The sequence below is a fragment of the Blautia caccae genome (assembly GCF_040095955.1).
GTDB lineage: Bacteria > Bacillota > Clostridia > Lachnospirales > Lachnospiraceae > Blautia > Blautia celeris.
Genome location: NZ_JBBMFP010000008.1, coordinates 167,265 through 187,914, shown reverse-complemented (window position 1 = coordinate 187,914; position 20,650 = coordinate 167,265). Strand labels below are relative to the sequence as shown.

Annotated in this window: 21 protein-coding genes; 18 read left to right on the top strand and 3 right to left on the bottom strand. The window is 48.7% G+C overall.

All coding sequences use genetic code 11. The features are described 5' to 3' along the window. Position 1: 1 nt before the first annotated feature. Positions 2 to 922, bottom strand: coding sequence for a nucleotidyltransferase family protein (locus tag WMO65_RS11000; RefSeq protein WP_103731218.1), 921 nt, complete (start codon positions 920 to 922; stop codon positions 2 to 4). A gap of 302 nt (positions 923 to 1,224) precedes the next feature. Between WMO65_RS11000 and WMO65_RS10995 the strand changes: the two genes are divergently transcribed. Continuing rightward, positions 1,225 to 2,583, top strand: coding sequence for an MATE family efflux transporter (locus tag WMO65_RS10995; protein ID WP_033142107.1), 1,359 nt, complete (start codon positions 1,225 to 1,227; stop codon positions 2,581 to 2,583). A gap of 80 nt (positions 2,584 to 2,663) precedes the next feature. Continuing rightward, positions 2,664 to 3,194 (top strand): spore maturation protein, encoded by a 531-nt coding sequence (locus WMO65_RS10990; RefSeq protein WP_033142108.1) that lies wholly within the window; start codon positions 2,664 to 2,666, stop codon positions 3,192 to 3,194. A 50-nt stretch (positions 3,195 to 3,244) separates the two neighbouring features. Here the strand turns inward: WMO65_RS10990 and WMO65_RS10985 are convergent, their stop codons facing one another. Then, a complete protein-coding gene (locus WMO65_RS10985) occupies positions 3,245 to 5,434 on the bottom strand; it encodes an ATP-binding protein (protein ID WP_052099556.1) in 2,190 nt (729 codons plus the stop codon). Positions 5,435 to 5,736: 302 nt separating this feature from the next. Between WMO65_RS10985 and hisZ the strand changes: the two genes are divergently transcribed. From hisZ to hisE, 9 genes are all read left to right on the top strand, one after another. Next, positions 5,737 to 6,942: an ATP phosphoribosyltransferase regulatory subunit gene (hisZ, locus tag WMO65_RS10980; protein ID WP_227210444.1), complete on the top strand. Its 1,206-nt coding sequence runs from the start codon at positions 5,737 to 5,739 to the stop codon at positions 6,940 to 6,942. A gap of 109 nt (positions 6,943 to 7,051) precedes the next feature. After that, positions 7,052 to 7,702: an ATP phosphoribosyltransferase gene (gene hisG / locus WMO65_RS10975; RefSeq protein ID WP_033142109.1), complete on the top strand. Its 651-nt coding sequence runs from the start codon at positions 7,052 to 7,054 to the stop codon at positions 7,700 to 7,702. 3 nt (positions 7,703 to 7,705) lie between these two features. Next, complete coding sequence (hisC, locus tag WMO65_RS10970) at positions 7,706 to 8,758, top strand: histidinol-phosphate transaminase (RefSeq protein ID WP_033142110.1); 1,053 nt, start codon at positions 7,706 to 7,708, stop codon at positions 8,756 to 8,758. A gap of 55 nt (positions 8,759 to 8,813) precedes the next feature. After that, positions 8,814 to 9,395 (top strand): imidazoleglycerol-phosphate dehydratase HisB, encoded by a 582-nt coding sequence (gene hisB / locus WMO65_RS10965; RefSeq protein WP_054350415.1) that lies wholly within the window; start codon positions 8,814 to 8,816, stop codon positions 9,393 to 9,395. Then, positions 9,392 to 9,997 (top strand): imidazole glycerol phosphate synthase subunit HisH, encoded by a 606-nt coding sequence (gene hisH / locus WMO65_RS10960; protein WP_054350416.1) that lies wholly within the window; start codon positions 9,392 to 9,394, stop codon positions 9,995 to 9,997. Before hisB ends, hisH begins: the two co-directional genes overlap by 4 nt. After that, on the top strand, positions 9,994 to 10,719 hold the full coding sequence (gene hisA / locus WMO65_RS10955) for a 1-(5-phosphoribosyl)-5-[(5-phosphoribosylamino)methylideneamino]imidazole-4-carboxamide isomerase (RefSeq protein WP_148391927.1): 726 nt from the start codon (positions 9,994 to 9,996) through the stop codon (positions 10,717 to 10,719). Before hisH ends, hisA begins: the two co-directional genes overlap by 4 nt. Continuing rightward, the gene (gene hisF / locus WMO65_RS10950; RefSeq protein ID WP_033142114.1) at positions 10,713 to 11,471 is read left to right on the top strand and encodes an imidazole glycerol phosphate synthase subunit HisF; all 759 of its coding nucleotides are present in this window, start codon (positions 10,713 to 10,715) and stop codon (positions 11,469 to 11,471) included. Before hisA ends, hisF begins: the two co-directional genes overlap by 7 nt. Before the next feature lie 3 nt (positions 11,472 to 11,474). Further along, entirely contained in the window at positions 11,475 to 11,813 is a 339-nt protein-coding gene (hisI, locus tag WMO65_RS10945; RefSeq protein WP_033142115.1) for a phosphoribosyl-AMP cyclohydrolase, read from the top strand. Beyond that, positions 11,810 to 12,136: a phosphoribosyl-ATP diphosphatase gene (gene hisE, locus WMO65_RS10940; protein ID WP_186970994.1), complete on the top strand. Its 327-nt coding sequence runs from the start codon at positions 11,810 to 11,812 to the stop codon at positions 12,134 to 12,136. The genes hisI and hisE overlap by 4 nt, the downstream gene beginning before the upstream one ends. Positions 12,137 to 12,234: 98 nt before the next feature. Here hisE and WMO65_RS10935 read toward each other — a convergent pair whose 3' ends face one another. Then, entirely contained in the window at positions 12,235 to 13,083 is an 849-nt protein-coding gene (locus WMO65_RS10935) for an AraC family transcriptional regulator (RefSeq protein ID WP_054350418.1), read from the bottom strand. A 179-nt stretch (positions 13,084 to 13,262) separates the two neighbouring features. Between WMO65_RS10935 and WMO65_RS10930 the strand changes: the two genes are divergently transcribed. The 7 genes from WMO65_RS10930 (at position 13,263) to WMO65_RS10900 (ending at position 20,544) form a co-directional block, all read left to right on the top strand. After that, positions 13,263 to 14,552 (top strand): ABC transporter substrate-binding protein, encoded by a 1,290-nt coding sequence (locus WMO65_RS10930; RefSeq protein ID WP_186970993.1) that lies wholly within the window; start codon positions 13,263 to 13,265, stop codon positions 14,550 to 14,552. Positions 14,553 to 14,579: 27 nt separating this feature from the next. After that, positions 14,580 to 15,464: a carbohydrate ABC transporter permease gene (locus WMO65_RS10925; RefSeq protein ID WP_052099558.1), complete on the top strand. Its 885-nt coding sequence runs from the start codon at positions 14,580 to 14,582 to the stop codon at positions 15,462 to 15,464. 8 nt (positions 15,465 to 15,472) lie between these two features. Then, positions 15,473 to 16,315: a carbohydrate ABC transporter permease gene (locus WMO65_RS10920; protein WP_033142118.1), complete on the top strand. Its 843-nt coding sequence runs from the start codon at positions 15,473 to 15,475 to the stop codon at positions 16,313 to 16,315. Between the two features lie 15 nt (positions 16,316 to 16,330). After that, positions 16,331 to 17,653, top strand: coding sequence for an alpha-glucosidase/alpha-galactosidase (locus WMO65_RS10915; protein ID WP_148391925.1), 1,323 nt, complete (start codon positions 16,331 to 16,333; stop codon positions 17,651 to 17,653). Positions 17,654 to 17,682: 29 nt separating this feature from the next. Further along, on the top strand, positions 17,683 to 18,684 hold the full coding sequence (locus tag WMO65_RS10910) for a Gfo/Idh/MocA family protein (protein ID WP_148391924.1): 1,002 nt from the start codon (positions 17,683 to 17,685) through the stop codon (positions 18,682 to 18,684). 29 nt (positions 18,685 to 18,713) lie between these two features. Further along, complete coding sequence (locus tag WMO65_RS10905; protein WP_033142120.1) at positions 18,714 to 19,751, top strand: zinc-dependent alcohol dehydrogenase; 1,038 nt, start codon at positions 18,714 to 18,716, stop codon at positions 19,749 to 19,751. Positions 19,752 to 19,923: 172 nt separating this feature from the next. Continuing rightward, on the top strand, positions 19,924 to 20,544 hold the full coding sequence (locus WMO65_RS10900; protein WP_103731210.1) for a hypothetical protein: 621 nt from the start codon (positions 19,924 to 19,926) through the stop codon (positions 20,542 to 20,544). Positions 20,545 to 20,650: the final 106 nt, after the last annotated feature.

Genomic DNA, 20,650 nt, shown 5'->3' with positions numbered 1-20,650 from the left:
TTCATTCTCCTTTTCCGTTCCAGAGGGTTTCCGGGTATACGCCCTCGCCGATCATCTGCTCAATGAAAGCTACAATTTTTTCTTTATCCTCATGGTAGGTGACGCCATACCATTTGGCTGGGGTGTCCATAACCTTTACATCACATTTTCCGGCATCCATCAGCTCCTGAACCACGGAGGGCAGGAAAAATTCTTTTTTCGCAAGGCCGTCTGTGCTGTCTTTAAAGAACTTCTGCATCTGCAGTTCGATCTCACCGAATATATCAGGGGTAAAGCCCCAGCAGTTCATGGACACAATGCTGTTCTCATCAATGTCCGTCCAGCCCTGGCCCTCCTCGTAAAATTGTGTCTGTCCCTGGTTCCGCTGTATTTTGGTCCGCTCGGTAACCGTGGTCAGATATCCGTTGTCAGCAGTACACACACCTCTTGCCACGTGGCCGTTTTCCGTCAGGGTATTCCTGAGAAGGTAGCCGGCCATGCAGTAATGATATTTGGAGGTATCTTCGGGCTGTTCCAGGAAGAAATCATGAAGCAGCCTGAATGCTTCCCTTCCATAGAAATCATCCGCGTTGATGACAGCGAAAGGACCGTCCACCAGATTCCTGCAGCTCCACACCGCATGGGCTGTGCCCCAGGGTTTGGTGCGGCCTTCGGGAACCTTCACGCCCTCGGGAACCTCTGTGATCTCCTGGAACGCATATTCCACCGGAATGACTTTTTCCAGGCGTTTTCCCACGGTCTCACGGAATACATCCAGGTTTTCTTTCTTAATGATAAATACCACCTTGTCAAATCCGGCCTTGACGGCATCGTAGACGGAGTAGTCCAGGATAAATTCCCCGTGTCTTCCCACCGGATCAATCTGTTTCAGCCCGCCATATCTGCTTCCCATACCAGCCGCCATAATCACCAATGTCATCATATCTACCTTCTCCTTTTCCTTTCGTGTGCTTTGCTTTGTTAATTCTTATTATATCGAAAACAGGTATGGATTCTATGGAATTTTGTATCAAAATTAGCATTATCGGATAAAAAGAAGAATAGTGCTAATATCCAATGAGAGATAAAGGATTGCAGAAAAAAGATATATGGTTCATAATAAAAGACAGAACTGTCAGTCCCGAATAGCGGCAAAGTCAGGTGAAAAGCATGCAGACATGCCATGCTGTCTGCCGCAGAGATTTGGAAGGCTTACAGTGATATGCTAAAGAGGAGTTGTGAAATATGAGCAGTTTTGAGAAAGATCTATCTAAGGGAAATGTGGTAAAACAGCTGATCCTGTTTGCCGTCCCGTTTCTGGTGTCCAATATTATCCAGTCCTGTTATAATGTAGCGGATATGCTGATCGTGGGAAATTTCAGCGGTACGGTCAGTATGTCCGGCGTGAATATCGGAGGCCAGGTGACATTTATTCTGACGAATATTGTAGTAGGGCTCTGTACAGGAGGAACCGTACTCATAGCCCAGTATCTGGGGGCGCAGAAGAGGGAGGAGATGCGCAGGGCCGTGGCAACACTGATGACCACTCTGATCTGCGCCGCTGTCATCATTACCGTGGTGTCCCTTCTTCTGAAAACACAGATACTGGGGTGGATCCGCACACCGGAGGAATCCTTTGAGGAGGCCAGCCGCTATCTGACGGTGACTCTGACGGGTATTATTTTTATATTCGGCTATAATGTGCTGTCAGCAGTTATGAGAGGAATGGGGGACAGCAAAAGGCCCTTTTATTTTGTCCTGATCGCCTGTGTGACCAATATCGTCCTGGACCTGGTACTGGTGGCGGGCCTGGGATGGGGAGCCTTCGGTGCCGCGGTTGCCACCGTGATTTCCCAGGCGCTGAGTATGATCCTGTGCATTATCTATATGGTAAAGAACGGGTTTGTCTTTGATTTCCGCCCCTCCTCCTTCCGCATTTATAAACGGGAGCTGGAGATGATCTTTAAGATCGGCACGCCGGCAGCCATTCAGAATGGAGTGACCAGCTTTTCCTTTCTGATCATAACGGCACTGGTAAACTCCATTGGAGGTGTCAATGCATCCGCGGCCGTTGGTGTAGTGGGAAAATTCAACGGGTTTGCCATTATGCCTGCAGTGGCTATGGGAAGCTCCATTTCCACCATGTGTGCCCAGAATGTAGGGGCAGGGCAGTGGGACAGGGTGAAGAAGACCTGCAGAGTGGGAACCCTGGCCGCAGTGGTCTGCAGTTACCTTATTTTCATTCTGGTCAGAGTATTCCCGGAGGATATACTGCGGCTGTTTGACAGCAGCAATGCGGAGATGATAAAGATCGGTGTGGAATATATCAGTACCTTCAGCTTTGATTACCTGCTCGTGCCGCTCTGCTTCTGTCTGAACGGTCTTTTTATCGCCACAGGACACACCACATTTACACTGATGAATTCCATGCTCTCCGCGCTGCTTCTGCGGATTCCGGCCAGCGTATTCTTCGGCAGCATTATGGGAATGGGAATTATGGGTGTGGGAATCGGCGCCCCGGCAGCTTCAGCGGGCAGCCTGGTTCTGATCGTGTGGTTCCTGCTGTCCGGAAGATGGAAGAAAAATGTGGTGAAAGGCGGCTGATCCGGAACGGCTGCAATACCGGTACTTTTTTGAGCGGCTTTCGCGTAAACTAGAAGAAAGACGGGACAGCCGGTGAGTGTATGAGGATTTTGCTCTTTTTGTCGGAAGTTATCATTCCGCTTATTCTGTTTTACATAGTGGGATTTGGAATCCTGATGAAATGTGATGTGTACGAGGATTTTGTGAAAGGTGCAAAGGATGGTCTGAAGACAGTTGTGCAGATTCTCCCCACCCTCATAGGTTTGATGGTGGCCGTGGGGGTTCTGCGGGCATCCGGATTTCTGGATATGCTGGGCGGACAGCTTGGCAGGCTGACCGGAGCAGTGGGATTCCCGGCCCAGCTTGTTCCGCTGACTATAGTGAAAATGTTTTCTTCCAGCGCGGCCACAGGACTGGTACTGGATATTTTCAAAGAATTCGGGACGGATTCCAGGATTGGATTGATCGCCTCTGTGATGATGTCCTGTACGGAGACTATTTTCTATACCGTCTCCGTCTATTTTATAGCTGCAAAGGTAAAAAATACCCGCTATACCATACCCGGCGCTCTGCTTGCAACACTTGCAGGCATTGCGGCCAGTGTATGGCTGGCGGGGATGATGACTGTGTAGACAGCCATGGAAAAACACATGTTACGGGTCCGGCATGCCGGGCTCCTTTTTTACGCCAGATATTTCTCCAGGATACGATACAGCTCCCGCAGGTCGATGGGCTTAGACACATGGCCGTTCATTCCGGCTTCCAGCGCCTGCTCCTTGTCCTCCGCGAATGCGTTGGCTGTCATGGCGATGATAGGAAGCTCCTGCAGATCCGGTCTGCCTGTACTGCGTATCTTTTGTGACGCTTCGTACCCGTCCATGACAGGCATACGGATATCCATCAGCACAAGGCTGTAATATCCGGGTGCAGAGGAGGTTACCATGTCCAGTGCCTCCTGCCCGTTTACTGCTGTGTCTATCCGGGCATTTGTGACGGAGATCAGTTCTTTGGCTATCTCCAGGTTCAGTTCATTGTCTTCCACAAGAAGAAGGCGGCGGTCTGAATAATCTGCCTGTTTCTCTGATTCGGTGGCGGACATAAAGGGAAGTTCCTTGAAGGGATCAGGCCGGAGGGTATGGGGAACATCCTTTTTAAAGGGCAGTTCAATATAGAAGGTAGTTCCCTCACCTTCCCTGCTTTCAACACGGATATTTCCGTTCATCATTTCCGCGATATTCTTGGTGATGGCCATGCCAAGGCCGGTTCCCTCCATATGGGAAGCTCTGGGTGCGTCGGAGCGCTCAAAGGGCTGGAAAAGCCGCTGCAGAAACTCCGGAGACATGCCAATGCCCGTGTCTGAAAAGATAAAGCGGAACCGCACGGTATCATCCGAACCGGAGGGGATTTCCTGTACCTTCACGCGGATTCTGCCGCCCGGGTCCGTGAATTTTACAGAGTTTCCCACTATATTCAGGAACATCTGCTTGAACCGGAGCGGGTCGCCGATCAGGTCTTCGTGTTTGACTTCCTCCATATCCACAGTAAAGTCAAAATTCCCGCTGGCGATCTGGGGCTGGATGATTCCCGACAGAGTATCGAGCAGTTCCTTCAGGTTAAAACTTTCGCTGTTCAGTGTCAGCCTTCCGCTTTCAATTCTGGACATGTCAAGGACATCATTGATCAGGGAAAGCAGATGCGCAGAGGAAGAGGAAATCTTCTCAAGGCAGTCCCGTACTTTTTCCTTTTTATCAATATGGGCAAGGGCGATCCCCGTCATGCCGATGATGGCATTCATAGGCGTCCTGATATCGTGAGACATGTTGGACAGGAATACGGACTTCGCCTGATTGGCCCGTTTGGCTTCGTCCAGTGCTGCCTCCAGTTTCTTTTTGCTTATCTGCTCTTTGGCAAGTATCTCTTTGTTTTTTTCATCAATAATGCGCTGCCGTCCCGTAAAGTAAATCGTACAGAAACACAACAGCAGAACAACCGTCACCAGCACAGCGGCAATGATAAAATTCCGGAAAGAGCGGGTGGTGGTCTCCAGCACATTGGCCGGCACTGTGACCAGCAGGTACCAGGAGCTGTTGCCTACGGGCATATACACCAGATAATTGCGTTTGCCCATCCAGGAAAAGATCAGGGAACCGGATGCGCAGGCAGCCATGTCATTTCTAAGCTGAGTATCCGGCTTCGGTCCCTTCAGGTCGGACTGCGCCAGACTGTCCAGATAATTGTCTGTTATCATCATGGAGTATTCATAGTGCGGTTTCAGAAGGATATTTCCCTCTTTGTCTATGACCGTGGCATAGCTCTCTTCCGTATATACATTCAGAGCCAGAAGATATTCCAGCTCGTCAAAAGCAGGTGTCATGAAGATGCCCGCTATTTCTGAGGCGCTTTCCATGCTTTCCTCAAGTTCCACATAATATAAAAGTTCATCCCCGATACCAAAATTCACAATAGTCATGCTGTCATTATCAATGTATCCGGCTTTCTTTTCCTGAAAACTCAGGTCCTTCAGGCTTCCGGTGTCTCCGTCAACAGTCATGTACCCGCCCTCTTTATCCATGATCCCGGCAGTACGGTATTTCCAGATATTTTGTCTGCCCTTGAAATAGTCAAGAATATCTTCCCGGCTGACATATCCGTTGCGGTTCGCAGCCTCCAGGCAGCTTTCCAGGACAGAAAAATATTTGCTGTTCATCTGATCGAAGTGTGCGTCAAGCTGGGTGCCGAATGCGGACAGATTGCTCAGGTTGTCCCTCTCCACACCGAGGCGTATCTGCTGGAAAAAATAGAAAGCGATAATAAGTACCAGAACGGCAGCAGTCGTGGTGCTCAGGATGAAAGTTTTCCGCTTCTTAAACATATAACCCCCGATTATTTTTTTAGCGGTGATTCCGCGTATTTACCTGTATTCAGTATACCATATGGAGGTGGGCGGTTGCAATGATATAAGAGGAAGGGTGTTTTTTTACATAAACATCCGGAATTTCTCAAAAAGCGTGTTGACAACTTTATAGTCAGATGTTACTATGGTAGCACGCTAAAGTGAACGAAGCACAATACATATACTTATAAGGCAGAGCATACATGACATTATACAGAATAAAGAGCAGCAAAAGTGCAGCATACAGTATGAAAAATAACGCAGAAAGGCAGGGTCAGCAGATGAGATATTATGATAAGGTAACACCGGACGGAACAAAAGATTTGCTGTTTGGAGAGTGTGACCAGCGTTCTCAGGTGACAAAAACCCTTAAGGACCTGTTTGGAGCCCAGGGTTATCGGCGGGTGATGACACCTGCATTGGAATTTTATGATGTGTTTGGAAAGGCGGCAAAATATCTGCCAAAGGAGACCATGTACAAACTCACAGACCATAAGGGAAGGCTTATGGTACTGCGTCCCGATTGTACAGTGCCCGCGGCCAGATTGGCGGCTACCCGGTTAAAGGGGATGCCGATGCCGCTCCGTTTATTTTATAACCAGAATATTTACCGTATGTTCCCGGAATTGAAGGGAAAGAGTACGGAGATCAACCAGGTGGGCATTGAACTGATCGGCGGAGTGCCTCTGCGAAGCGACCTGGAAGTGGTAGAGCTGGCATCCAGAAGCTTGGATATCATAAGCGGAGGCAAATACCGCCTGGAGCTGTGCCATATCGGATACTTTAAGGCCATCATGGACAGCCTGGATGTGGATGAGGATACCAAGGAGGACATACGTTTCCAGATCGAACAGAAGAATTATGCCTCCCTCACAGACATGCTGGGAAAATACCAGGACAGCCGCGCTGCACAGGCACTGTTGAAACTGCCGAGACTGTTCGGCGGGTCTGAGGTGTTTGAAAAGGCATATGAACTGTTTGATGAGAACGGTGCCCGTGAGAGCCTGGATTACTTAAAGGGTATTTATGAATATCTGCAGACACTGGGACTGGGAGATAAAGTGATCATTGATCTGGGCCTTGTGAACCTGGCAGAGTATTATACAGATCTTATTTTCCGGGGATATTTCCGGGGAATCGGGGAGCAGGTGCTGTCCGGCGGGCGTTACGATACGCTCATTAAGGAGTTTGGGGAAGACCACTGTTCTGTGGGATTCTGCATCAATGTGGACCTGGCAAGCCAGAAGGTCCAGCCCATGCCGGAAGCTATACCGGAGGTTTTGGTGTTCGCACCGGATATGAAATTTTTATCAAAAGCAGTCCACCATCGCAGGACACTGGAGGACCAGGGCGTGCTGACGGAGAACTGTGTTTTTGATACCATGGAAGAAGCCTTTGATTATGCAAAAATGAGAGGGATACCGAAAGTACACCTGGTGGGAGAAGATATCACAGTTTGTTTAACCCGTACAACTCCCGGCAAATAACCGAGTCATCCGGTTATTTATCCTGAGAAAACAGGTACGGCCCGAGATAAGATGTGACCGCACTGTGCAAATTTACCGTGCGTGGATTGAAACACTGGGAGGCAGAAAAATGAAACCAATTAGAATCGCCCTGACAAAAGGGCGTCTGGAGAGTAAAACAATAGATATGCTGGAGCGTTTGGGATATGACTGTACCAACGCGCGGAAAAAGGGCAGAAAGCTGATCATGCCCATAGGAAACGGCGAGATCGAGGTGGTGCTTGCAAAGGCTGCCGATGTGGTTACCTATGTGGAAAGCGGCGTCTGCGACATGGGTGTTGTGGGAAAAGACACCATTATGGAAAAGGGAGGCACCTTCTATGAAGTGGCTGACCTGGGATTCGGAAAATGCAGGTTTGCCCTGGCAGTTGTAAAAGGAAAGAACCTGTACGAGGGCTACCACAACTTGACCATTGCCAGCAAATATGTGAATGTGGCGAAGAACTTCTTCGAGCAGAAGAGTATGGATGTGGATATTGTAAAGATAGAGGGCAGTGTTGAGCTTGCTCCTGTTCTGGGGCTGGCAGATGCCATTGTAGATATCGTGGAGACGGGAACCACACTGAAAGAGAACGGCCTGGTGGTTGCTGAGGACGTATGCCCTGTAAGCGCCAGACTCATCGTAAATATTGCCAGCATGAAGCTGCGGAAAAAAGAGATCGAGTGTCTGATCGACAAGATGGAAAATGATGTGCAGAAGCGCAGGGAAAAGGAGGCGTAGACCATGGCATATACGATTCCGGAGAAGTTAAAACGGCTGGAGATATATGAACCGGTAACAGAGATATACGATATCCGCCTGGATGCCAATGAGAGCTTTCAAAATCTGCCGGATGATATCCGCAGGGATGTGCTGAAGGCTGTGGAGCAGGTGGAATTTAACCGCTATCCTGACCCCTTTGCCACAAAGCTCTGTGAGAAATTCGGACGTTTCTTTCACGTGAAGCCCGAACTTCTGACCGCGGGAAACGGTTCGGATGAACTGATCTCCCTTATTGTGCCTAATTTTCTGGAGAGTGGGGACACCATGCTGGTGGCCCTGCCTGATTTCTCCATGTACACCTTCTATGCGCAGATGAACAACATCCGTGTGGAAGCCCTGCAGAAGGCAGAGGATATGGTGACCAGTGCTGCGGACATTCTGGAACGGGCGAAAGCGAAGAATGCCAGGCTGCTTATATTTTCCAACCCCTGCAACCCCACATCCCTGAAGCTGTCCAGGGATGACATCATAACCATCATCGAGGGTACGGACGCCCTGGTGATCGTGGATGAAGCGTATATGGATTTTGCGGAAGGCTCTGTTCTGGACGTAATAGAAAAATACGACAATCTCATTGTGCTGAAGACATGTTCCAAGGCCCTGGGTCTGGCCGCCATCCGTCTCGGATTCGCCGCCGCCGGCAAGGAGCTGACAGATATCCTGCACGCTCTGAAGTCACCGTATAATGTGAACTCTCTGACACAGGCTGTGGGCTGTGCCATTCTGGATCGTCCGGATTACATCAGGAGCTGTATCCGTTCGATCCAGAAGTCCAGGGATGAACTGTATCAGGAGCTTTTGGGGCTTAGGGAGAGAAAATCAGACATCCTGAATTTATATCCGACAACCACAAACTTCATTTTCATGAAGGTGAAAAACGCGGATAAAGTATTTGAAGAGATGAAAAAGAGGAGTATTTCCATCCGGTATATGAACGGTTACCTGCGTGTGACTGCCGGAAGAAAAACAGAGAATGAAGCGGTTATCCGCGTGCTGGATGATCTGTTGAATTGAAAATAAACGGGTAACTGTTCAGCACTCTTACAGTTACAGGAAAGGAGGAAGCTGATTGAGAATCGGAGAGATTACAAGAAAGACAAAAGAGACAGACATCAGGCTTAGATGGAATCTGGACGGCACCGGCCGTTACATGGGAACCTGCAAAGTGGGTTTTTTTGACCATATGATGCAGGCTTTCTGTGTACATGGCGGATTTGATATGGATCTGGATATGAAGGGTGACCTGGAGGTTGACTGTCACCACAGCATTGAGGATCTGGGCATTGTTATGGGGCAGGCATTTGTCAAGGCTCTCGGAGATAAGGGTGGTATCCGCAGGTACGGCAGCTTCTTTATTCCCATGGATGAGGCACTGGGATTCTGTGCCCTGGATATAAGCGGCAGGCCATTTCTGGTGTTTGACGCGGAGTTTGCAAATCCTTCTGTGGGAACCCTGGACTGCTGTATGGTAAAGGAGTTCTTCCGCGCGTTTGCTTTTAACGCCGGAATCACCCTTCATCTGAAATGTCCCTACGGAGAAAATGACCACCATAAGATTGAGGCTCTTTTTAAGGCCGCAGCGCACGCACTCAGGGAAGCGCTGGAACCAAATGGAGGAAAAATACTTTCGTCAAAGGGGATGTTGGCATGATAGCGATCATTGATTACGGGGCAGGCAATCTTTTCAGTGTGAAAAATGCCCTTGATTTTCTGGAGGAGGAGAGCATCATCACTGCAGACTGCAGGGAGATACGCTGTGCGGATGCTGTGATCCTGCCGGGAGTCGGGGCTTTTCCGGATGCCATGCGTATGCTGAGAGAACAGGGGCTTGCAGAAGTCATAAAAGAGGAGGCACAGAAAAAGCCGCTTCTGGGCATTTGTCTTGGTATGCAGATGCTCTTTGAAAAGAGTTATGAGTTTCAGGAGACGGAAGGTCTTGGGCTGATACCGGGCTGTGTACAGCTTATTGATGGAGGGGGTTTAAAGATTCCCCATATGGGCTGGAATGACCTGACGGTCTTAAACCCCTGTGCCATGACGGAGAACATGCCAAAGGGCGCGTATGTATATTTTGTCCATTCCTTCCGCGCAGATACCGGTGATGAGAACATTTCCTGTTACACCATCTACAATGAGCGGATTCCCGCTCTGGTACACCGGGGGTATGTGTACGGCGCCCAGTTCCATCCGGAGAAAAGCGGTGCCGCAGGTCTGGAACTTTTGAAAAATTTCGCAAGGCTGGTGAGAAAATGATTATATTACCTGCAATTGATATAAAAGATAAAACATGTGTGCGGCTTGTAAAAGGTGACTATGCCACTGCGCATCAGGTGGCTGAAAGCCCTTATGAGACAGCTGACTCCTTCCGGGAAGCCGGTGCCGCCTGGATCCACATGGTGGATCTGGACGGAGCAAAGGACGGAAGGCCGGTCAATGAAGAGATCTTTGAGAAAGTGGCCGGGGAGTCAGGCCTGAAAGTGGAGGTGGGCGGAGGGATCCGCAGTATGGATACCATTGAACGGTTTCTGGAAAAGGGTATTTCCAGGGTCATTCTTGGTTCTGTGGCGGTCAAAGACCCCTCCCTTGTAAAAGAGGCGGTCCGTAAGTTCGGTGATAAGATCGCAGTCGGTATTGATGCCAGGAACGGTATGGTGGCCACAGAGGGGTGGCTTGAAAAGAGTGATGTTACATATCTGGATCTGGCACGGGCCATGGAAGACGCCGGGGTGAAAACCATTATCTATACAGACATTTCCAGAGACGGGACACTTTCGGGTGTCAATACAGAGCAGCTTGGAAAGCTGAATGAGGCGGTATCCTGCGATATCATTGCCAGCGGCGGTGTCCGTTCCATTCAGGATATCCTGGACTGTAAAAAACTTGACTTATACGGGTGTATCTGCGGAAAAGCCGTTTACACCGGAGCACTTGATCTGGCCTTGGCTATAGAAAAGGCAGGTGAGCAGACATGTTAGCAAAGAGAATTATACCCTGCCTGGATGTAAGAGACGGCAAAGTGGTTAAGGGCGTGAATTTTGTGGGTATCAAAGAGGTGGGAGATCCGGTGGAATGCGCCATTGAGTACGACAGGCAGGGAGCAGATGAAATCTGTTTTCTGGATATCACAGCGACCCATGAGGGAAGAGGAACTATGGTTGATGTGGTATCCAGAACGGCAAAACATGTATTTGTACCCCTCACAGTAGGGGGCGGCATCCGCACAGTGGAGGATTTCAGGGAAATCCTCCGTGCCGGAGCTGACAAGGTTTCCGTCAATTCAGCAGCAGTCAGGAATCCGGAGCTTATCAGGGAGGCGGCTGCCATATTCGGAAGTCAGTGCGTGGTGGCTGCCATTGATGCAAAAAGGGATGAGAAGGGCAAATTTAAGGTCGTGGTGAACGGCGGAAGGATAGATACAGGTCTGGATGCCATAGAATGGGCACAGAAGTGCCAGCAGCTTGGAGCAGGCGAGATTCTCCTCACGTCCATGGACACAGACGGATGCCGTGACGGTTTTGATCTGGAACTGACTAACGCAGTCTGTGACGTGGTGTCCATACCGGTCATTGCCAGCGGCGGCTGCGGTAAGCTGGAGCATTTTTCAGAGGTTTTCAGGGAGAGCAAAGCAGATGCGGCACTGGCGGCTTCCCTGTTTCATTTCCGGGAGCTGACTGTGGAACAGGTAAAAGAGCATCTGAGAGAACAGCAGATTCCGGTCAGGAGGTAGACGATGGATGTAGAACGTTATTTTCAAAAAAGTGAACTGATACCGGCTGTTGTGCAGGAGGCAGGTACCGGGGAGGTGCTGATGCTGGCCTACATGAACCGGGAAAGCCTTGAAAAAACATTTGAGACCGGATATACCTGGTTCTACAGCCGTTCCAGACAGGAACTGTGGAACAAGGGAGCAACCTCCGGCCACATACAGAAGGTGATTGATATCAAAGCAGACTGTGATGATGACACCCTGCTCATAACAGTGATCCAGACAGGCGCGGCCTGCCATACCGGTGCACACAGCTGTTTCTTTAAAGATATATGGAAAGAAAAAGGAGGACGCCCCTTATGATAGACGTAATAAAAGGCCTGTACGAAGTGGCCCTGGAACGGAAAGGCACAAAACAGGAAGGTTCTTACACCTGCTATCTCTTTGAACAGGGATTGGATAAAATACTGAAAAAATGCGGTGAGGAGTGCAGTGAAGTCATCATTGCAGCCAAAAACGGAAAAAATGAGGACACGGCCAACGAAATCTGTGATCTTCTTTATCATCTGATAGTCATGATGGTGGAGAGCGGAATCTCCATGGATGAGGTGGAGGAGATCCTGGAGCAGAGAAGACAGAAAATCGGGAATTTGAAAAAGTTCCATGTCAGTGACCATGAATCATAAATAGAAAACAGGCGGAGAAAACAAGGGGCGGCTGTCCCGGACCGTGCGTTATGCATAAGTCCGGGGCAGCCGCTTTTTCATGTCTGAAAGATGCAGGATCAGGGTGATTCGGTACGGCTGCGGATATTCTGGCGGTACAGCGACGGTGAAAGGCCTACGGAGCGTTTGAAAGCCCTGGAAAAGTAGTATTCGTCTTTCATGCCTACATAGGAACAGATTTCCCGGACCGTGTAATCTGTGCGTTCCAACAGGAGTTTAGAGCGCTGAATGCGCAGATCCAGAAGATAATTCTGGGCTGTAGTTCCCGTAAATTTGTGAAATATCTTAGAAAAATAACTGCGCTCCAAACCGACATGCTCCACAATGTCCTGAACAGTGATTGGATAGATATAGTTGCATTTTATATAAGATTTGGCTTTTCCTATATGTTCAAAGAGAACTGTCTGGTTCTCCTTCTGATATTTTCCCGAGAGACTGTAGGACTGTGCAATGTTGGAAAAGATGGAGTACATGAGGGACTGTATGGTAAAATCATTACAGAAGCCCACCGATTCCAGATGTTCTGCAAGTGTCCGGATGGATTCATCTATGGAATACTGTGGATGCAGCTTATGAACAGGAGACTGCCTGGAAAAGCCCAGCTGCTCCGTGAGGGTATCTGCACTGTCACCGGTAAAGGCCAGCCAGGAAAAATGCAGGGGATCTTCCGGCGAGGTGTGATAGCTGGCAAGCTGTGAGGGATATATGATAAACAGATCTCCCTGCCGGATGGGATAGGCAGCGCCCTCACATATATATGTTCCCCGGCCCTGCGTGATATAGTGTATCAGATATTCGGAGCGGGTATGCGGAGGCATGCGGAAATCCGGTGCACACTCCTCATAGCCGCAGTATTTCAAATTCACATCTCTCTGGATCTTTGAAGCGTAATATTCCTCAATTTTCATAAAAAATCCCCCTTATTTAAACAGTATAATACTATTATGCACAAAAAACAACATGAATCCATCATAAGGACAAGAGAGTGTATTTTGTTTTAAGGCAAATCTTTTATAATGGAATCATAAGAAATGCTGATGGAAACATGCAAAACAGAGAGAAGGTATTACCTAAGGAGGTAAAAAGTATGTTAAGAAGAAAAATGTTAGCGGCAGCATTGGCAACAGGATTGGCAGGGGCTTTGGTGCTTGGGGGCTGCCAGGGCAGCGGCAGCAAAGGAAAGACTGCTGATGGAAAAGACAGCGTGCGTTTTATGGTCGGGGGATCGGCAGCCGAGCTGGAACAGTATAAGAAGGCCGTGGATGCCTTCAATGAACAGAGTGAGGATGTTGAGGTAACATTTGTAGGCGTACCGGGGGACAACTACAATGAGAAGATCATGACACAGCTCAAGTCAAAGGAAGCTCCTGACTGTTTCTATTCAGAGGAAGCCTCTTATGGAGAACTGAATAAATCAGACATGCTTCTGGATATATCAAAATATCTGGATGAAAGTGATTCCAATCTGAAGAGAGAAGATGTGCCTGAAAATTTACTGGAAAACTATACGTTTGAGGATAAGGTGACAGGAGTTCCGGTGGACTGTAACCCTATGGTGATCTATTACAACGCAGACCTGTTTAAAGAGCTGAACATAAAATCACCGCAGGAATATGTGGATGAGGGCAAATGGAATTTTGAGGCGCTTCAGCAGGTATCAGAACAGCTCAGGGATGCTTCAAAGGTTGGGTTTGTATATGAGAACTGGTGGGGACCGCTTTACTCTTTCCTTTTTTCCGCAGAGGATCCTGTCTATTCAGATGATATGACAAAAGCAGAGTTTGGTTCTGAGCGGGCAAAAGCCGGCCTGACCTATCTGGACAGCAATATCAAGTCAAAAGCCTTTACCTTTGCAGGTTCTCTGACCAGTGGAGAGTCACCGGACACGCTATTTGTATCAGGCCAGGCGGGGATGCTGTATGCGGGGCGCTGGTATGTGGCGGATTTTACGGATTTGAGTTTTGCATATGATGTAGCTCCGTTCCCGTACTATGAGGAACCCTCACAGGCAGTCTGCGCTATGCCGGCAACACCCATGGTCATAAATAAGAAGGCATCCAATCCTGATGCGGTGTGGGAGTTCGTATCCTTTTACTGCGGAGAACAGGGACAGAAGATCAGGATGGAAGGTCAGGGCAATGCGGTACCCACAGTTGACGGGCTGGATGAGATCGTGCTGACAGGAACGCCGGAACATGCACAGACTTTCCTGGATGCTGTGGATATTGCACTGGTGTATCCAAAGGCAGAGGCGCTTCATCCGGGTATGACAGATTCTATTACAGGTGAAGTGGAAAAACTGCTGGTGGGAGAGCAGGATGTGGAGCAGACCCTGACAAATATCGTACAGACAGTCGATGATGAACTTCAGAAATAAGCAGGTATGTGGGGAAGGGATGGACATATGAAAAAAAGTAAACTGGAAAAATCCAGAAACAGATGGGGGATCGTGTTTATCCTTCCACAGCTCATTAGTCTGGTCTGCCTGGGAATCATACCTATTGTGATCGCATTTGTGCTGAGCTTCTTTGATTGGAATGGATTTAGTGCTCCGGTATTTACAGGATTCCAGAATTTTAAGGCAGTGTTTACAGATCCGGATACAGGGATTGCCATTAAGAACACCCTGGTCTATTCCGTTATCTACGTGCCATGTTCCATTGTGCTGTCACTGGGGCTTGCCATGCTGCTTAATAAGGCATGGGGGAAGATGTTCTACCGCGCCGTTTTCTTTCTCCCTCAGATTGTTACCTCTGTGGGAATCGCAGTGGTATGGTCCTGGATCTACCAGCCGCAGTTCGGTATTCTGAACATGATATTGAGGTTTTTCGGAATAGAGGGGAAGGAATGGCTGCGTGACCCATCCACTGCAATGGGGGCAGTCATTGTCATGAGTATCTGGTGGGGGCTGGGGTACAATATCGTGCTGTTTCTGGCCGGTCTTCAGAATGTCCCCAGGACGTATGTGGAGGCAGCAAAGATTGACGGCGCAAATGAGCGGCAGGTATTTTTCAATATTACAGTTCCGCTTATCTCACCTACCACACTGCTGGTGACTATCACTACAATGATAAATGCATTTCAGGTCTTTGACCAGATGTTCCTGCTGACATCCGGCGGGCCGGCAAAGAAGACGTATACCATGGCGATCCATATATATCAGACGGCATTCAAGAGCTATGAGCTGGGCAAGGCATCCACAGCGGCACTGATCCTGTTTTTCGTGGTTGTGGCTGTATCTGTGATACAGTTTAAGCTTTCTGACAAATGGGTTCATTACGGAGAGTAGGTGAGATTATGGCGAACAGAAAGAATAAACAAAAGAGATTTTATACCCTGCTGGTTCAGGTAATACTGGTATTCATGGCTGTACTTGCTTTATTTCCGTTTTTGTGGATGATCTCTACTTCCCTGAAGGGTTCAGAGGAGGCATTTGCCTATCCGCCGAAACTGATACCGGAAATCTTCCACTGGGATAATTATGAAAAAGCCATGACAGCGCTGCCTTTTGGAAAGGCATACCTGAACAGTCTGAAGCTGGCTGTCATCAATGTGACAGGTCAGGTGCTCACCTCCGCTATGGCGGGATATGCACTGGGAAAACTCAGGTTCCGGGGATCAGGGGTGGTGTTCGGCGGCTTTATAGCGGTCATGATGGTTCCATATACGGTAATATCCATCCCGCTGTTCCTGATCTTCAGCCAGTTAAATCTGATCGACACACATTTGTCCATTATTTTGATGACAGTTGCCTATATGCCCATGGGAGTATTTCTGTGCAGACAGTTTATTATGGCACTGCCCGATGAGCTGATGGAGGCAGGAATCATCGACGGTGCAAACTATGGTTCCATGTTTTTCAGAATCGTGCTTCCGCTTGTGAAACCGGCACTGGCATCTCTGGGAATCTTCTCATTTATGTGGAATTGGAACAGTTTCTATACACCGCTTATATTCTTAAATTCCCAGGAGAAATATACGGTGCCCCTGCTTCTGAATATGTTTAAGGGGAAATATACAGTGGACTGGTCGCTGATCATGGCTGCCTCCACAATTGCAGTGATCCCTGTGCTGGCAGTATACCTGTTTGCGCAGAAATATATTATTGAAGGAATTACAATTACAGGAATGAAGAGTTAAAGACAGGAGGTAATTATGCCAAGAATAGCTTTTATGGGGGCAGGCAGCACAATATTTGCAAAGAGTGTGCTGGGCGACTGCATCCTGACACCGGAGATACAGGATCTGGAGATTGCGCTGCACGATATTGACCCGGTGCGGCTGGAGGATTCCAGGAAAATGCTGGAGAACATAGCCTCAAACGCGGGGCGCAAAGTGAGGATTGAGGCCCACGCTGACAGGAAACAGGCTCTGAGAGGGGCGAAATATGTTGTCAATGCCATACAGGTAGGGGGATATGATCCCTGCACAATTACGGATTTTGAGATTCCGAAGAAATACGGACTGCGCCAGACCATTGCAGACACCCTGGGGATAGGCGGCATATTCCGGGCACTCAGAACCATACCCGTGCTGGAGGAATTTGCTGCCGACATGATGGAAGTATGTCCGGATGCCCTGTTCATCAACTATTCCAACCCTATGGCCATGCTGACCGGATATCTGCAGACATACACGAAAATCAACACCATCGGTTTGTGCCACAGCGTGCAGGTCTGCATTCCCCAGCTCTTTAAGGCTCTGGATATGGAGGAACTGGTTCCGGAGACAAGATGGGAGATTGCGGGCATTAACCATCAGGCATGGCTTTTGAAGGTTCAGGACGGCAGAGGAAATGATCTGTATCCGGAGATTAAAAAGCGTGCAGCGGCCTTTTTAAACGGCGAGGCTTCATATGACGCGGGCTGGGATAAGGTCCGCTATGAGATGATGCTGAGGTTTGGATATTACATAACAGAATCCTCTGAGCATAATGCGGAATATACGCCATGGTTTATAAAAGACAGGTATCCGGAGCTGATCGAGCGATATAACATTCCTTTGGATGAATATCCGAAACGCTGTATCAAACAGATCGGAGACTGGAAGCAGATGCGGGGAGAGCTGGTACAGAATGCGGAGATCAAGCATGAGAAGAGCCGTGAATTTGCATCGTTTATCATAAATTCTATGGAGAATGATGTTCCCTACCGTGTACACGGCAATGTCCGGAATACGGGCCTGATTCCCAACCTTCCCCCCAATGCATGTGTGGAGGTTCCCTGCCTGGTAGACAGGGATGGAATCCATCCCTGTTATGTGGGAAATCTTCCGGAACAGTGCGCTGCCATAAACCGTACGAACATCAATGTTCAGCTTCTGACGATCCAGGCCGCAAAATCCAGACGGAAAGAGGATATTTATATGGCGGCCATGATGGACCCCCATACAGCGGCGGAACTGTCCATGGATGACATCAGGGCAATGTGCGATGAAATGCTGGAGGCACACGGTTCCTGGATGCCTGAATACAGATAATAAACGTAAAAAGCAAGGAGATAAGTCAGATGGAGAAAGTATTGAGAGTGGGTGTGCTGGGCATGGGAAATATGGGAAAAGCCCATGCGCGCAGTATGATGAGAATGGAGAATGTGGAGATTGCAGGACTGTGTTCTTCTCCGGCAGATGATGCAGAGGCTTTTGCCCGTGAAAATCATCTGGACTGCGGGATTTATGATGACGGTTTCCGCATGATAGAGGAGGCAGACCTTGATGCACTTTATATCTGCCTGCCGCCTTTTGCCCACAGCGGACAGCTTGAAGCGGCAGCAGACAGGGGAATCCATGTATTTATTGAAAAGCCCATTGCCCTGGATGTGGAGAGAGGAAAATCCATGTCGGATGCAGTGGAGCGTAATCATATTGTTTCCCAGGTAGGATACCATATGAGATTTGGAAGTGCGGTCAGGAAATTTAAAGAGTATATGGAAAACGGTACTGCGGGAAAACCTACGCTTTACATGGCAGATTATGAGTGCAACAGCCTTCACGGGCCCTGGTGGCGTGATGTTTCAAAATGCGGCGGTCAGGTTTTTGAGCAGGTCATCCATCTGTATGATATGGGGCTTTATCTGATGGGGGATGCGGATTGTGTGAACGGACATATTGCGAATCTCTGCCATCAGGATGTGGAGGGTTATACCATTGAGGATACCAGTGTCTGCAGTATACATTTTAAAAATGGCGCTCTGGGTTCCATATGCGGTTCCAACTGTTCCGTAAAAGAACAGTGGAACGGCAGATTTCGGGTCATCTGTGAGCATATGACAGCGGATTTCACTGACCACAATCACGGTGTTTTTACTTTTACAGATGAGAAAGAGCCCCGTACAGAAACGGTTGCGGAGGAAGTGGATGCCACGTATCTGGAGGACTGCTGTTTTATAGACACTATACGGGGCAGAAGGGAAAATACGGCAGGTGTGCCGGAAGGTTTAAAAGGTCTGCGGCTGGTGAGCGCAGTGGTGGAATCATCAGGAAAAAACGGGGCATGTGTTGTGCCGGAATAAGAAAGAAATGACAAAAAGGAGAAGGTAAAATGACAGGAAAAGAGATTGTTTCAACAGAACCGAGAAAAGCATACCTCAGAGAATATGAAGATGTTCCGGTGAAAGAGAATGAGATTCGCGTGAAAGTAGAATTTGCCGCGGCAAAACACGGAACGGAGTTTACTCATTTCAGGGGTGAAGACCCATTTTTGGAAAATATTTTTGATGAAGAATATCTTCTTTTCAGAAAGAGCAAAGAGGCAGCAGAGAAACCATTTTTTATGCGCCCCGGAAATATGTGGATCGGTCATATCACAGAGATGGGAAAGGAAGTAAAGGGATTTGAAATCGGAGAGCGGATAGCCGGTTATGGCCCTCTCAAAAGTACCCACACCCTCAAGGCAGAGGAGGCATTTAAGATGCCGAAACGTATGACATGGAAGGAAGCTGTGTGCTATGACCCTGCACAGTTTGCCCTTGGAGGAATCCGGGACGGTCAGGTAAGGGTAGGAGATAATGTGGTGATCTCAGGTCTGGGAGCCATCGGCCTGCTCGCTGCACAGTTTGCAAGACTGGCGGGAGCGGCAATGGTGATTGTATGCGATCCTATCGAAAAGCGGAGAAATGTAGCATTGGAGAATGGGGCGGATCTGGCTCTCGATTCTTCCTCCGTGGATGTGGGATTTGAGATCAAGAAAGCAACCGGGAAACGTGGGGCTGATGTAGTGATAGAGACCAGCGGTAATTACCATGCGCTCCAGCAGGCGATCAGGGGTGTGGCTTATAACGGAAATGTAGCTGTCGTCGGATGGTATCACGAATGTCTGGGCGGCCTGAATCTCGGAAGGGAAGCACACTTTAACCAGCCCAACATCATTATATCAAGAGCCTGCAGTGAGCCGAACCGGGAATATCCCAGATGGAGCTTTGAAAGAATCTGTAACACCTGTTGGGATATGCTGGCAAAAGGCCTGCTGAAATGTGAAAATATTGTTGACCCGGTTGTGCCCATAGACAAGGCCGCTGAGACCTATATGAGTATTGACAGGAACCCGTCCAGCAGTGTAAAGATGGGAGTAGAATTTTAACTGAATAAAGTTGGTGTATAACGGCCGGCCGGAGACATCCTGCAGGCCGTTATTTTCATGTTTCCCTTCCCTCCGTTGGAAGATTGTGTTAAACTAGACAAAGAAAAAGAGTGAAAAGTTAAAAGTACCGGGATGTGCCCGGTCTGTGAGAGAACGATTAAGGGATAAAAAGATGAAGATTTTGAAAACGGCGGGGAAAGTCATAGCAGCACCTGTGCTTTTCTGTGTATTTTTGCTGGCAAGGTGTTTTCAGTTTTTTTTAAAGGTCTGCGGAGCTGTGGTAACATTTGTGTGCATTCTGGCAGCCGTGGTGCTGACCATCGGCGTGGTGGCACAGATCGCGCTGCAGATGCAGGGACGCGGTCCGGGTATCGCAGCGATCATCATCAGTGTCCTGGTGGCGGCTGTTCTGGCATACGTGCCGGGCGCCGGTGTAGGTGCCGTGATGGTTGTTCTGGAAGGTATCTGCAGCTGGATCATGAAGTTTTATAAAACAGCGCTGGAGAGCGTACATATTGTGCACAAAAAGACAGGATACAAATGGGCCGATTATGACTGGGACAGCAATAAAGTCTACAACAGTGTCAGGAATTCTGCCATTGGAGAGAGCGAGAGAAGGATACACTACTTTAAGGGTATCCACACCCAGGAGGAGTTAAAGCGGCGCGCCTGGGCACTGCTGAAGATCTACCAGCCGGACAACCGGTTTGGGGAGGATGAGATAACGAGAAGCATTATGGCGGAATATGATTATTTAAAAAAGAAGCTGCCCAAAAGCAGCAGCGAGGAGTGACAGCAGGCGCCTTCCGGCAGCAGTACACTTCGCCTCATGTACCGCGAAAAATGCAAAAAGTGCCAAAAGAATCCCTGCGGATGCGTTGACAAGCCTTTAAAAAAAG

What these genes read in the sequence shown, in the direction of transcription:
- hisE (WP_186970994.1), top strand. Translation starts at nt 11,810, where the DNA reads ATGATAGACGTAATAAAAGGCCTGTACGAAGTGGCCCTGGAACGGAAA.
- hisA (WP_148391927.1), top strand. Translation starts at nt 9,994, where the DNA reads ATGATTATATTACCTGCAATTGATATAAAAGATAAAACATGTGTGCGG.
- WMO65_RS10995 (WP_033142107.1), top strand. Translation starts at nt 1,225, where the DNA reads ATGAGCAGTTTTGAGAAAGATCTATCTAAGGGAAATGTGGTAAAACAG.
- WMO65_RS10915 (WP_148391925.1), top strand. Translation starts at nt 16,331, where the DNA reads ATGCCAAGAATAGCTTTTATGGGGGCAGGCAGCACAATATTTGCAAAG.
- hisH (WP_054350416.1), top strand. Translation starts at nt 9,392, where the DNA reads ATGATAGCGATCATTGATTACGGGGCAGGCAATCTTTTCAGTGTGAAA.
- WMO65_RS10925 (WP_052099558.1), top strand. Translation starts at nt 14,580, where the DNA reads ATGAAAAAAAGTAAACTGGAAAAATCCAGAAACAGATGGGGGATCGTG.
- WMO65_RS10990 (WP_033142108.1), top strand. Translation starts at nt 2,664, where the DNA reads ATGAGGATTTTGCTCTTTTTGTCGGAAGTTATCATTCCGCTTATTCTG.
- WMO65_RS10910 (WP_148391924.1), top strand. Translation starts at nt 17,683, where the DNA reads ATGGAGAAAGTATTGAGAGTGGGTGTGCTGGGCATGGGAAATATGGGA.
- WMO65_RS10985 (WP_052099556.1), bottom strand. Translation starts at nt 5,434, where the DNA reads ATGTTTAAGAAGCGGAAAACTTTCATCCTGAGCACCACGACTGCTGCC.
- hisG (WP_033142109.1), top strand. Translation starts at nt 7,052, where the DNA reads ATGAAACCAATTAGAATCGCCCTGACAAAAGGGCGTCTGGAGAGTAAA.
- WMO65_RS10920 (WP_033142118.1), top strand. Translation starts at nt 15,473, where the DNA reads ATGGCGAACAGAAAGAATAAACAAAAGAGATTTTATACCCTGCTGGTT.
- hisF (WP_033142114.1), top strand. Translation starts at nt 10,713, where the DNA reads ATGTTAGCAAAGAGAATTATACCCTGCCTGGATGTAAGAGACGGCAAA.
- WMO65_RS11000 (WP_103731218.1), bottom strand. Translation starts at nt 922, where the DNA reads ATGATGACATTGGTGATTATGGCGGCTGGTATGGGAAGCAGATATGGC.
- WMO65_RS10900 (WP_103731210.1), top strand. Translation starts at nt 19,924, where the DNA reads ATGAAGATTTTGAAAACGGCGGGGAAAGTCATAGCAGCACCTGTGCTT.
- hisI (WP_033142115.1), top strand. Translation starts at nt 11,475, where the DNA reads ATGGATGTAGAACGTTATTTTCAAAAAAGTGAACTGATACCGGCTGTT.
- hisC (WP_033142110.1), top strand. Translation starts at nt 7,706, where the DNA reads ATGGCATATACGATTCCGGAGAAGTTAAAACGGCTGGAGATATATGAA.
- hisZ (WP_227210444.1), top strand. Translation starts at nt 5,737, where the DNA reads ATGAGATATTATGATAAGGTAACACCGGACGGAACAAAAGATTTGCTG.
- WMO65_RS10930 (WP_186970993.1), top strand. Translation starts at nt 13,263, where the DNA reads ATGTTAAGAAGAAAAATGTTAGCGGCAGCATTGGCAACAGGATTGGCA.
- WMO65_RS10935 (WP_054350418.1), bottom strand. Translation starts at nt 13,083, where the DNA reads ATGAAAATTGAGGAATATTACGCTTCAAAGATCCAGAGAGATGTGAAT.
- WMO65_RS10905 (WP_033142120.1), top strand. Translation starts at nt 18,714, where the DNA reads ATGACAGGAAAAGAGATTGTTTCAACAGAACCGAGAAAAGCATACCTC.